This window comes from Nocardiopsis aegyptia (assembly GCF_013410755.1).
GTDB classification, from domain to species: domain Bacteria; phylum Actinomycetota; class Actinomycetes; order Streptosporangiales; family Streptosporangiaceae; genus Nocardiopsis; species Nocardiopsis aegyptia.
Window position 1 is genome coordinate 2,929,234 of sequence record NZ_JACCFS010000001.1, and the last position, 11,844, is coordinate 2,941,077.

At 72.1% G+C, this 11,844-nt stretch carries 13 protein-coding genes; 8 read left to right on the forward strand and 5 right to left on the reverse strand.

All coding sequences use genetic code 11. The features are described from left to right. Positions 1 to 14: 14 nt before the first annotated feature. Positions 15 to 659 (reverse strand): TetR/AcrR family transcriptional regulator, encoded by a 645-nt coding sequence (locus tag HNR10_RS13190; RefSeq protein ID WP_179823552.1) that lies wholly within the window; start codon positions 657 to 659, stop codon positions 15 to 17. 143 nt (positions 660 to 802) lie between these two features. On the opposite strand from HNR10_RS13190, the gene HNR10_RS13195 reads away from it, so the two are divergent. Both HNR10_RS13195 and HNR10_RS13200 read left to right on the forward strand, forming a co-directional pair. Further along, entirely contained in the window at positions 803 to 1,582 is a 780-nt protein-coding gene (locus HNR10_RS13195) for a glucose 1-dehydrogenase (protein WP_179823554.1), read from the forward strand. Next, entirely contained in the window at positions 1,579 to 2,055 is a 477-nt protein-coding gene (locus tag HNR10_RS13200) for a nitroreductase/quinone reductase family protein (RefSeq protein WP_179823556.1), read from the forward strand. Before HNR10_RS13195 ends, HNR10_RS13200 begins: the two co-directional genes overlap by 4 nt. 62 nt (positions 2,056 to 2,117) lie before the next feature. Here the strand turns inward: HNR10_RS13200 and HNR10_RS13205 are convergent, their stop codons facing one another. After that, entirely contained in the window at positions 2,118 to 2,561 is a 444-nt protein-coding gene (locus HNR10_RS13205) for a winged helix-turn-helix transcriptional regulator (protein WP_179823558.1), read from the reverse strand. 86 nt (positions 2,562 to 2,647) lie between these two features. On the opposite strand from HNR10_RS13205, the gene HNR10_RS13210 reads away from it, so the two are divergent. Next, entirely contained in the window at positions 2,648 to 3,850 is a 1,203-nt protein-coding gene (locus HNR10_RS13210) for an MFS transporter (protein ID WP_312889238.1), read from the forward strand. Positions 3,851 to 3,887: 37 nt separating this feature from the next. Here HNR10_RS13210 and HNR10_RS13215 read toward each other — a convergent pair whose 3' ends face one another. Both HNR10_RS13215 and HNR10_RS13220 read right to left on the reverse strand, forming a co-directional pair. Beyond that, positions 3,888 to 5,690, reverse strand: coding sequence for an acetolactate synthase large subunit (locus HNR10_RS13215; RefSeq protein WP_312889239.1), 1,803 nt, complete (start codon positions 5,688 to 5,690; stop codon positions 3,888 to 3,890). 436 nt (positions 5,691 to 6,126) lie between these two features. Next, on the reverse strand, positions 6,127 to 6,861 hold the full coding sequence (locus tag HNR10_RS13220) for a CPBP family intramembrane glutamic endopeptidase (protein WP_179823560.1): 735 nt from the start codon (positions 6,859 to 6,861) through the stop codon (positions 6,127 to 6,129). Between the two features lie 273 nt (positions 6,862 to 7,134). Between HNR10_RS13220 and HNR10_RS13225 the strand changes: the two genes are divergently transcribed. Continuing rightward, positions 7,135 to 8,259, forward strand: a complete 1,125-nt coding sequence (locus HNR10_RS13225; RefSeq protein ID WP_179823562.1) for a sensor histidine kinase — start codon at positions 7,135 to 7,137, stop codon at positions 8,257 to 8,259. A gap of 18 nt (positions 8,260 to 8,277) precedes the next feature. Beyond that, a complete protein-coding gene (locus HNR10_RS13230; protein WP_179823564.1) occupies positions 8,278 to 8,880 on the forward strand; it encodes a response regulator transcription factor in 603 nt (200 codons plus the stop codon). 153 nt (positions 8,881 to 9,033) lie between these two features. Here HNR10_RS13230 and HNR10_RS13235 read toward each other — a convergent pair whose 3' ends face one another. Then, complete coding sequence (locus HNR10_RS13235) at positions 9,034 to 9,591, reverse strand: TetR/AcrR family transcriptional regulator (protein ID WP_312889240.1); 558 nt, start codon at positions 9,589 to 9,591, stop codon at positions 9,034 to 9,036. Positions 9,592 to 9,692: 101 nt separating this feature from the next. Between HNR10_RS13235 and HNR10_RS13240 the strand changes: the two genes are divergently transcribed. Genes HNR10_RS13240 through HNR10_RS13250 form a run of 3 tightly spaced genes read left to right on the forward strand, consistent with a single transcriptional unit; the run spans position 9,693 to position 11,793 of the window. Then, a complete protein-coding gene (locus HNR10_RS13240; protein ID WP_179823568.1) occupies positions 9,693 to 10,310 on the forward strand; it encodes a DUF2867 domain-containing protein in 618 nt (205 codons plus the stop codon). Next, entirely contained in the window at positions 10,307 to 10,759 is a 453-nt protein-coding gene (locus tag HNR10_RS13245) for a DUF6463 family protein (protein ID WP_179823570.1), read from the forward strand. The genes HNR10_RS13240 and HNR10_RS13245 overlap by 4 nt, the downstream gene beginning before the upstream one ends. Next, the gene (locus HNR10_RS13250; RefSeq protein WP_179823572.1) at positions 10,756 to 11,793 is read left to right on the forward strand and encodes a phosphotransferase; all 1,038 of its coding nucleotides are present in this window, start codon (positions 10,756 to 10,758) and stop codon (positions 11,791 to 11,793) included. Before HNR10_RS13245 ends, HNR10_RS13250 begins: the two co-directional genes overlap by 4 nt. The last annotated feature ends 51 nt before the right edge of the window (positions 11,794 to 11,844 follow it).

Consider the following 11,844-nt stretch of genomic DNA (forward strand, 5'->3'; position numbering starts at 1 on the left):
GCGGTCATCGCGACTCAGTCGTCGGTGGACGTCCCTGGTCCAGTCGTGGCGTACCGGGCGGCGATGGTGCGGACGGCCTCGTCGACGACCTGGGCGACGCGTTCGGCGCTCACCTCCCAGCCCGGCACCAGGAGTGTCGGCCAGAAGACGTAGTTGGAGATCATGCCCAGGAACTGGGTGGCTGCGAGGTCCACGTCCTCGACCCGCACCGTTCCCGCCTCGTGCTCGGCCAGGAGGTAGCTGCGGACGGACGCGAAGTAGGGCATCTTCCCGTGCGAGAACTGCGCATGGGCCAGCTCAGGGAACCGCGGCAGCTCGGCGATGACGATCCTGAACAGGTCGGTCATCTGGGCGCGGCCCAACAGCTCGGCGTAACGGCGACCGATGGTGGTGAGCCCGTCGACAATGTCGCCCGCCGGCGGAGGCTCCTCCTCGTCAGTGGTCGACCAGGACTCGGTCACGATGGCGTCGAACAGGGCGGCTTTGCTCGGGAACTGCTTGAACAAGGTGGCCCGCGAAACGCCCGAGCGCTCCGCGATCCGCGCCAACGACGTCCGGTCGTAGCCCAACTCGAGGAACAGTGCGGTCGCGGCCGTCACGATCAGCGCGCGCTTCTCCTGGGCGACGCGCTGGTGGTACGTCGTCACGCCTGTGCTCATGGGACGAGCATACGAGGTGAGTGGCTTGACTCGCCACTGCTGCCGACCTACTCTCGAGGGAATGGTGAGTCGACCGACTCACCACTGGCCGCCGTTCACCACTGGTGATCCCGGCCAGTCACCACGTACCGAAGGAACAACTGATGCCCCGCTTCGACGACCAGACCGTGCTCGTGACCGGCGGGACCGGCGGCCAGGGCTCGAGCCACGTGCGCGCCTTCCACGCGGAGGGAGCGAACGTGGTGATCGGCGACATCGACACCGAACGCGGGGCCGCTCTCGCCGACGAGCTCGGGACCCGTGCTCGCTTCGTCCGCCTCGACGTGACCGACGAGAGCTCGTGGTCCGCCGCTGTGCGCACCGCCGAGAACGCCTTCGGCGCCCTGAACGTGCTCGTCAACAACGCGGGCGTGCAGAACCCGCCCGCGACGATCGAGGACACGGATCAGGCCACGTGGTCGCGCCTCCTCGACATCAACCTCACAGGGACCTTCCTCGGCATCAGGGCCGCGGCCCCCGCTCTGCGCCGCGCGGCGGGGGGAGCGATCGTCAACATCGCCTCGACCATGGGCCTGGGCGGCACGGCTCACTACGCGCCGTACGTCGCCGGCAAGTGGGCCGTGCGGGGCCTCACCCGAACGGCGGCACTCGAACTCGGCCGCGACCACATCCGGGTGAACACCATCCACCCCGGCGTGATCGCGACCCCTTTCATCCACGAACCGGCGGCCGGCGCGACCGCGGCGATCGCCGACTTCTACTCACCCGAGCCGTTCGCCATCCCACGGCTCGGGGAGCCGACCGACGTCAGCCGCCTCCTCCTGTTCCTCGCGTCATCGGACGCCTCGTTCGTCACGGGGTCGGAGTACGTCATCGACGGTGGACTCCTCCTCGGCCCCGCTCTTCAGTCCGAGGCCGCATGAGCACTCCGGACACGACCGGGTCGAACGACTCCGCACGTGACGCGCCCCTGTCCCACCTGCCCGACCACATCCGACGAGCCATCGAGATCACCCCCGCCGCGGGCACCAGGGAACGGATCATCGACATCACGACGCTGGGGCGCCGCACCGGCCGAGCACGCCGCATCGAGATCTTCTTCTACCGGGCCGCGGGCGCCACCTACCTGTGCAGCGGCGCCGGCGGTGGCGCGACCGGCTGGTATGCGAACCTTCTCGCCCACGCCGACTTCACCTTCCACCTCAAGAACGGGATCCGTGCGGATCTGCCCGCACGGGCCACGCCCGTCACCGACCCGGCCGAACGGCAGGCCGTGCTGGCGGAGATCGTGGCGGATCTCAATCAGCCGCACGACCCCGGCACCATCCGGCCGACTCGGCTCGAGGACTGGGCTGACAGCCGGCTGATGCGCGTCGGCTTCCGCTATCGGCCGTGATCGCGGATCCCCCGACAGACGACCTACTCCCAGGGACCGGGTCGCCGATTCGCTCCGGCTGCTCAGACGACTCGCTCGACGTGGGTCGCGTCGGTGGTCAGCGGGGTGCCGTCCTGGCCGTGGGGACGGAGTTCGGCGACCGGTCGCCCCTCGGTGTCGACGAGGCGGGAGCGGGGCTCACCGTCGGCGAAGGCGTGGCGCTCGCCCCATTGCCGCAGCGCCACGATCGCCGTGAACAGGTCCCTCCCCGCTCCGGTCAGTTTGTAGACGTGCCGCCGTCCGCTGGGGGTCGTGCTCAGGATGCCGTGGTCGACCAGCCTGCGGAGCCGGTCGCTGAGGATGTTGCGGGCGATGCCGAGGCGCCGGTGGAACTCGGTGAACGAGGCCGGTCCGTCCATGGCATCGCGCACGATCAGCAGGCTCCACCGGTCACCGACGAGGTCGATCGTGCGCGCGACGGGGCAGGTGGGGTCGGTCCAGTCGCGTCCGGGTTCCGTGTCCGTCATCGACACCCTCCTTCTTGGTTGCACTTTGAAACCATTATGCCCTAGCCTCCAATGGTTTCGTTTTGAAACCAAACGGGGGTGCGGTGGTGGCTGGAGTCACGGGTGCGCAGCGGATCGTCCTGGCCATGGTGTGCGCCGTGGCGGTGTCGACGGTGTACGCGATCCAACCGGTTCTGGAGGCCGTCGGCACCGATCTGGGCCTGCCGACCGGGGCCCTGGGGTGGCTCGCCGCCGCCGGGCAGATCGGCTACTTCGCCGGTCTGGTCCTGCTGGTGCCCCTCGGCGATCTGGTGAACCGGCGGCGGCTCATCATCGCTCACCTGGTGCTCGTCGCCGGTGGAACGACGATCACGGCCCTGGCCCCGAACGCCCTCGTCGCGACGGCGGGACTGGCCACCGCCGGGTTCTTCGCGGTCGTGGTGCAGGTCGCGGTCGCCTATGTCGCCACCGTCTCCACGCCGGGCGAGCGGGGGCGCAACATCGGCGCGGTCACGTCGGGCGTGGTGATCGGCATCCTCGGCGTCCGGGTCCTGGCGGGCGCTCTGGGCGACACCGTCGGCTGGCGCGCGGTCTACGTCGTCCTCGCGCTGCTCTGCCTCGCCCTCGCCGTGGCCGTGCGCGTGGGGCTCCGCCCGGATGCCAGGGCCGCCCGCGGGCGGTACGCACGGGCGGTCTGCGCGATGGTCCGGCTGCCCGTCACCGACCGGCTGTTCCGTACCCGGGGCCTGATCGCCCTCTTCCTCTTCGCGTCCTTCGGGACCCTGTGGAGCGGTCTCGCGCTCCCGCTCGGTGCCGACCCGTGGCGGTTCGGCACCGCCGAGATCGGCCTCTTCGGCCTGGTCGGCCTGGCCGGCGCCCTCGGGGCGGCCCGCGCGGGGCGCTGGGCCGACCGCGGGCACGCCCACCCGATCAGCGGGTGGTCGCTCGCGCTCCTGTTCGTGTCCTGGCCGCTCATCGCCCGGACCGAGCCGACCCTGTGGCCGCTCGTCGTCGGCATCGTCCTGCTCGACTTCGCCGTCCAGGCCGTCCACGTCAGTAGCCAGCACCTGCTGACGGCGGCGCACCCCGGACGCGCCAGCGGCGTGATCGGCGCCTACATGGCCTGCTACTCCCTGGGGTCCGCCCTCGGGGCCGTGACCTCCGCCTGGGCGTACACCGCCTGGGGGTGGTGGGCCTGCTGCCTGACCGGCGCCGCGTACGCCCTGCTCGGACTCGGGGTGTGGGCCCGCGACCGGTTCCACGCGGGTGACGTCCTCACCACCCGTACGGCGGACCGTCCCGGTGTGTGATGCCGTGCACGCGCGTCCGCCGCGGGCCCCCACGTCCTCACACGCCGTCGCCGAACGCCGCCTCGTGGTCGCGTGCGTACCGGATCCGGTCGTTGCCCACGCCCTGCGGCACCATCGGCCACACCATCGCGTCGGCGCTGACGACGAAGTCGATCACGACCGGCCGGTCATTGATCGCGAGTGCCGTCCCGATCGCCTCGTCGACCTCGGATTCGTCCTCCACCCGCAGGGCCGCGCACCCGTACGCCTCGGCCAGGCGGACGACGTCGGGAATGCGGACCGTGTCCTGCCCGGTGCCCAGGTCGCTGTTCGAGTAGCGCCGGCCGTAGAACAGGTTCTGCCACTGGCGGATCATCCCCAACGACGAATTGTTGATGACGGCGACCTTGATCGGGATGTCGTTCATGGCGCACGTCGCCAGTTCCTGGTTCGTCATCTGGAACGAACCGTCCCCGTCGATCGCCCACACGACCCGGTCGGGCACGGCGACCTTCGCGCCCATGGCCGCGGGGATCGAGTAGCCCATCGTGCCCGCCCCACCGGAGTTGAGCCAGGCCTGCGGGCGCTCGAAGCCGATGAACTGGGCCGCCCACATCTGGTGCTGCCCGACACCGGCCGTGTAGATCGCCTCCGGACCGGTCAGTCGGCCGATCCGTTGGATCACGTGCTGAGGCGCGATGCGTCCGTCGCTCGTCGGCGAGAACCCCAACGGATACTCCTGACGCAGCCCGTCGAGGAACGACCACCACGCACCGAGGTCCGCTCGCGCGTCACGCGAGCGCAGGGCTCGGGTCAGCTCGGGGAGTGCTGTGCGCGCGTCGGCCACGATCGGCACGTGCGCGTGCCGGAGCTTGGAGATCTCCGCTGCGTCGATATCGATGTGCACGACGCGCGCGTCCGGTGCGAACTGCGCCCGGTCCCCGGTGACACGCTCGTCGAACCGCGCCCCGATCGCCACGAGGAGGTCCGACCGCTGCATGGCGAGCACCGCGGGCACGGTTCCGTGCATGCCCGGCATTCCGAGGTTGAGCGGGTGCGAGTCCGGCAGGATTCCACGGGCCATGAGTGTCGTGACGACCGGTGCTCCGACCAGGTCGGCGAGTTCGCGCAGTTCGGCCGCCGCTCCGGCCCGCACCGCTCCGCCGCCCACGTAGAGCACCGGCCGGTCGGCGCGTGCGATCTCGTCGGCGGCCCGACGGATCTGCGACCGGCTCACCTTGGCCGTGGAGGCGGCGGGCGCGTCGTGCCCCTCCGGCGGCCACACGAAGGGGGCCGTGCCCTGTTGGGCGTCCTTCGTGATGTCCACGAGCACCGGTCCCGGCCGGCCGTCCAGGGCGAGCCGATGGGCCTCGGCGAGGACGCCGGGGATCTCCGACGCCTCCGTGACGAGGTAGGAGTGCTTGGTGATGGGCACCGTGATGCCCACGATGTCGGCTTCCTGGAAGGCGTCCGTTCCCAGCGCCTCGGACGACACCTGTCCGGTGATCGCCAGCAGGGGGACCGAGTCGAAGCGGGCGTCCATGATGGCGGTGACCAGGTTCGTGGCGCCCGGACCGCTCGTGGCCATCGCCACGCCGACCCTGCCGGTGGCGGCGGCGTAGCCCTCGGCGGCGTGTCCGGCGCCCTGTTCGTGGCGGACCAGGACGTGCCGGATACGGGGCGAGTCCATGAGCGCGTCGTAGGTCGGAAGGATCGCGCCACCCGGAATGCCGAAGACGTCCGTCACCCCGAGCATGTCGAGTGAGCGCACGATCGCCTCGGCACCGGTCGACTCGGGTTCGGTCCGGGCCGCCGCGGATCGGGCCGCCGCCGGTCGGGCCGCCGCCGGTCGGGCCGCCACCGCTCGGCGATCGGCGGCGGCGTGGGAGGTGGGTGCGGGCGCGGACGGGCCATGTGCCGCGGGCACCGATGAGAGAGACAAGAGGACACTCCTCGACGCGTTGGATCACGCATCGCGACCCTGCCCATGACGAGGGAGGGTGGCTGCGATGCGAGGGGACGGTCGCCGGGCTCAGAGTGATCCAGATAGGAACTGCCCACACCGTGGTCGCACCACCGCGGCGGATGGCTCGCGGCGCCTGGGCGACCCGGCTGCGCCGGATGCGGCCGGGCGGTCCCAGGGATCGGTCCCGCCAAGGCTCCGGGCCAGCGTAGCCCACGCGGCGGCCGGCCGGAAAGCCGATTCTGCACGCCGGATTCCCTTCCGGCACCCGTGGCCCGGCCCCTTGGGAGCGCCCGGTGCTCCGGTGCTGTTCAGGCGGGTCCGTCTCGCTCTGTCAGGCCGGGCCGCTGAACCCCGTGAAGAGCACCAGCAGCGGAAGGGCGAGGTTGTTGACGGAGTGGACGGCCACCGCGGGCCAGACCGACCCGCTCCGCCGCATCACCTCGGCGGCGATGATGCTCACGACGAACGCCGCGGGCAGGATGATGTTGATTCCGTGGAAGAGGGCGAACACCGCCGAGCCGCCGAGGACTCCGACCAGTGGCCCGTAGCGGAGCAGGGCGTTCGTGATGACACCGCGGAAGAGGAATTCCTCCCCGATCGGGGTCAGGACGGCCAGGAACAGCACGGTCAGGATCAGAGCCGGCACGCCGCCGCCCGCCGCGTCGTAGTACACGGCCTGGGGGTCGCTGTCGAAACCGGTCAGCTCGGTGATGGCGAACACCACCGCGGCCTTGACCACGAGCGCGACCACGCCCCACCCCGCGCCGGCGAGCATCCACCGCCACGTGGTGCGGCGGACGCCGAAGGCACTGAGCGAGCGCACCCGCAGCGCCGCGGCCGCGGCGAAGCCGACGAGTCCGGCGACGCCGGACCAGGCGGCGACGACGAGCCCGTAGGCCACCGGGTCCAGGTCCAGGGGGCCGAGCGGGCCGAGGAACACCAGCGCGGCCACGGTGGCCGTCAGGGCGAGCAGGCCGACCGCGATCTCGGGCCAGCCCGGCCGCACCGGGGCCGTGTCAGCGGTCGGCGCCGGGGGGCGCGGGGCGGCGGAGTGGTCTGTCGGCATGGCGGTGGGCTCCCTGTCGTCTTTGTCTCTCGGGTCACTCGGGTCACTCCGGGCTCCCGGATCCCCCGGCTCCCGGTTCCCTCTGGGCGCCCGGGCTCTCCGGTCGCCCACTCCCCAGTACAGCCGCCGGTGCGCGCCTGCGGCAGTGGTGCCGCGTCACCGCCGCGCCGTGACGTTCCGCCTGGTGAAGTGATGACGTTGCGTCACTGGTCGCGCCCGGACGGCGGAGGAATACTGGGGCCGACCCCGCTGTCCGATCCCGGAAGGGACCACATGACGTCCGAGTTCGCCGGGGCGGCGCCGGAACAGCTGCGCACCGTGAGTCGCAGCATCGTGACCGGGTCGCTCTCCGCCGTCGGGGCCCTGCTGGTGGCGAACGACACCGAGACCTGGCAGAAGGGCGCCGTCCTGGCCCTGGGCCTGTTGGCGGCCCTGGTGGCCTTCTCGCACCGGGCTCCGGGCCGCGCGTTCCGCGTCCTGCTCCCGTGCCTGGGCGTCACCGCGGGAGTGTGGGCCTTCGGAGTGCTGTGGGCCGACACACCGTCGGCGGCCTTCGGCGTGGCAGTGGTCGGCATGCTCGCCGTCTTCGCGCTGCCGCGCCACCGCAATACGATCGCCGTGGGGCTGGTCGTGCTCATCGCGGCGGGCCCGGCGGCGAGGTCGGCGACCGGGGACGGCGACCTCCTCGACGTGCTGGTCCGGTTCCTCACCTACGGGTGCGTGGCCGCGGCCGCCGTGGTCCTGACCGCCCTCGACCGCCTCGTCGGCGACCTCGTCGCGCAGCTGGAGGCGTCGCGCGAACGCGAGGCGGAGCTGGCCGTCGCCCGGGAGCGCGTGCGGTTCGCCGGTGACCTGCACGACATCCAGGGCCACACACTGCACGTGGTGAAGCTCAAGGCCGCGCTGGCCCGCCGACTGGTGCGCGCGGACGCCGACCGGGCCGAGGCCGAGCTCCGGGAGATCCATGCCCTGGTCGGCGACACCATCACCCAGACCCGGGAGCTCGCCTACGCGCAGCGGCGCCTCAACCTCTCCGCGGAGCTGGAGAACGCCAAGAACCTCTTCGAGGCCGCGGGCATCGACGTGCGCGTCCACCGCGAGGCCGAGGTCGACACCCGCGCGGGCGAGCTGCTCGGCCAGGTCCTGCGGGAGACCACGACCAACATCCTGCGGCACGCCCAGGCGGAGCGGGTCCGGATCACCCTCGCGGAGACGGGCATCAGCATCGTGAACGACGGCGCGGCGGCGACCGCCTCGCCGGACCTGGCTGGGCTCGCCGCGCTCAGATCGCGGGTGGAGGGCGCGGGCGGTGAGCTGACGGTGGAGCAGCGCGACGGCCGCTTCGTGACCGCCGCGGCGTTCCCGCGCCGCACTCCCCGACCGGCCGAGCAGCAGTAGAACGTGGAAGGACGACCGATGACCACCGTGGTGCTCGCCGACGACGAGGCCCTGCTCCGCAAGGCGATGGCGGCCCTGCTGCCGCTCGAAGGGGACGTCACCGTCCTGGCCGAGGCCGAGGACGGAGAGTCGGCCGTGGAGGCCACGCTCCGACACCGGCCCGACGTGCTCGTCATCGACCTGGAGATGCCCGGCCTGGACGGACTCGGCGCCGTCACGCGGATCCGCGACGCCCTGCCGGAACAGGTGATCCTCATGCTGACCCGGCACGCGAGGCCGGGTGTGCTGCGCCGGGCGCTCAAGCTCGGTGTGCAGGGCTTCGTCAGCAAGGCCGCGGAACCGGCGCACATCGCGACGGTCATCTCCACCCTGCGCGAGGGCCGGCGGTGGGTGGACCCCGATGTGTCCGCGCTCGCGGTCATCGACGACAATCCGCTCACCGACCGGGAGGTGGACGTGCTGCGGGCGACGGGGGATGGCTACTCGGCCGCCGACATCGCCGTGCGCCTCCACCTGGCGGAGGGGACGGTGCGCAACTACCTCTCGAACGCGATGCAGAAGACCCAGACCAGGACCCGGCACGAGGCGGCGCGGTACGCACGGGAACACGACTGGCTGTAGCGCACGGTGGTCGAACCCGAGGAGAAGGTCCGCCGGTGAACCGGCACGCGGCCCCGAGCCGCCCAGCGAACGGCCACCACCCACCCCGTGGACACGCACCCACCCGGCCTGACCGGGGCCGTCGCCCCGAACGCGGGAACCCGGGCGCGGCCCTCAGGCCGGCGGGCGCAGGAGGAAGTCCCCCGCCAGTGACAGGGCCTCGCGCTGGGTCCGCCCGGGGTGGTCCGCGGCGATGAAGTGGCGGCCGATCGCGAGCGCGAAGGCCAGTGTGCACCGTGCCTCGACCTCGTCGGGGTCGTCGACGAACGACTGGAACGTCGTCCGGAGGAACTCCATCCGGACGTTGTCCACGCGCCGGAGCCGCGCCGCGACCTCGGGGTCCTGGCGTGCCCACTCGCGGACGGCGATGTCGATCCGGTGCAGCTCGTCGAAGAACGTCAGCTCGCCGACGCGCCGGAACCTGTCGGCCGGATCCCCTCCCTCGGATTCCACCCGTGCGAGGACGTCGTTCGTACTGCGGGCCTCCCAGGCGTCGAGCATCTCCGTCAGCAGCGCCGCGCGGCCGTCGAAGTAGCCGTAGAAGCCGCCCTTGGTGACGCCGAGGGCGGCGGCCAGCGCCTCGACGCGCACGGCCTCGGGGCCGCCCCTGGACAGGGCGTCCAGACCTGCGTCGATCCAGCGGCCGCGTGGGGTACGGGCGGTCGGAGGCACCTGCTCACCTCGTTCTCGGGGGTCCGGTCTGCCGTGTCGTCGATGTGTACGGTACCGTATAGAAGACATATACGGCTGCGTATAGATCGAGAGGTCGAAGCATGGCACGCCTCGCGAAGACCACCCACTCCGAGCACCCCTGGATCATCCGCCGGCTGGCCCCCGACTTCGAGGTCGAGGACGTGTGGGCCTTCCGCACCCCCGGAGCCGGGCCCGACGACTTCCCCGCGATGCTGAGAGCGATGCGGACCTACGGCGGGATCCCGCGGCAGACGAGGCCGGTCACGTTCCTGTTCGCCGTCCGGTGGAAGCTCGGCGCGCTCCTGGGCTGGGACGGCCCCGCGACGGGCACCGGCGCGCGCGTCACCTCCCTCCGCGACCGCCTGCCCGACGACCTGCACGACGCGTATCCGGGCTACGACAGCGACGAGATGCCGCTCAAGGCGGTCTACGAGACCGACACGGAGGCTGTCCGCGAACTCGCGAACAAGACCGTGCACACCCTCATGCACCTCGGATGGGCCCGGGGCGCGAACGGCGACCACGAGCTGCGGATGACCGTTCTCGTCAAGCCCAACGGCTGGTTCGGGCGGCTGTACATGGCCGCCATCGCACCCTTTCGCCACCTCGTCGTCTACCCGGCGCTGACCCGGCAGTGGGAGCGGGCCTGGCTCCACCGCGACGACTCGCCCACGGAACAGGGCGGAGCGAACCGATGACGAACACGGGCAAGCGGCTGCTGCGCTGGGCGAGCGGCATCATGATCGTGCTCGGGACGGGGCACCTGTCGTTGCTGGCCGTCTACTCCTGGACCGACGTCGCGGGTTGGGCGGACCGGGGCGTGTGGGCGGCCGTCCCGCTCGACCTGGCCGGGGTCGAGGTGACCCCTGCGGCCCTCCAGAACGCCCTGACGTTCTGGGCGGGTCCGGGGAGTTTCGCCGTCCCGCTGATCCTGCTGGGCTGTCTGACCTGGCATCTCGCCGGACGCGGGGTGCCCGTGCCCGCGTGGGTGGGCTGGGGCCTCGCGGTGTGGTGCGTCGTCGGCGGCGTCCTGCTCGTACCGTCCCCGTACTTCGCGGGTGCCGTCGCCGGCGTGCTCGTCGTCCTGGCGAAGCGGACGGACGACCGGGTGCGTGCCACGACCGCTCCGACTACGTTCGACCGATGAGCGGATTCGCGACGAACGAGGACCTGTCGGACGTGCTGCGCGAGGCGCTGGGGCCCGGCTACCGGATCACCGGCGTGGACCGGCTGCGCGGAGGGAGCAAGAAGGGGGTCTACCGGCTCGGCCTCGACGGCGGTGCGGCGTCGAGCGTGGTCGTCTACAGGTGGACGAGCGGGGAGAACTTCTGGCCGGCGACCGATGAGGACGACCCGGCGGACCCGTTCTCACCCGCGTCCGGGCCATCGCTGTTCCTGTCCGCGCGGCGCGCCCTGGACCGGTTGGGCGTGCGGGTCCCCCGGCTGCTGTGGACCGATACCGGGAACGGCGCTGGCGACGGCGGCCACGGGGACGGCGGGAGCCGTGACGCCGGCGGGCCGGGCGGTGCGATCGGGGTGGCCGTGGTCGAGGACGTCCCGGGCGACACCCTCGAAGCCGCTCTGACCACGGACCCCCGGCGGGCGGCGCCCGCCCTGGCGGACCTGGCCCGGTCGCTCGACCTGATGTGGCGTGAGCGGGGGCCGCACCACGACCGGGTCGAACTCCTGGAGCGGGGCGGCACCTCCCTCGGTGAGTCCTGCGAGCGACTGGTCCTGGACCGTGCCCTGCGCGACCTGGCCGAGGCCGCGGGCCGCGACGCCAGGATCGCGGCGGCCCGGGACCGGCTCGCGGACCATCTGCGGCGGCTGGTGGCACGGGTGGCCCCGCGCGCGGAGTACTCGCTGGTCCACGGAGAACTGGGCCCCGACCACGTCCTCATCGACGCCGACGGGCGCGCGGTCCTCATCGACATCGAGGGCCTGATGTACTTCGACGCCGAGTGGGAGCACGTCTTCCTCCGGTTGCGCTTCCCCGAGCACTACGACGTCCTGCGGCGTCCGGGCCTGGACCCCGCCCGCCTCGACCTGTACGAGCTTGCGATGCGCCTGTCCCTCGTGGCGGGGCCGCTCCGGCTGCTCGACGGGGACTTCCCCGACCGGGAGGCGATGCTGGGCATCGCCGAGCACAACCTGGGGCGGGCGCTGGCCCTGCTGCCCTGAGGCCTGCGCGCCCCGGACCTGCCAACACCCGGCCAAAACCCCGGACAGGTT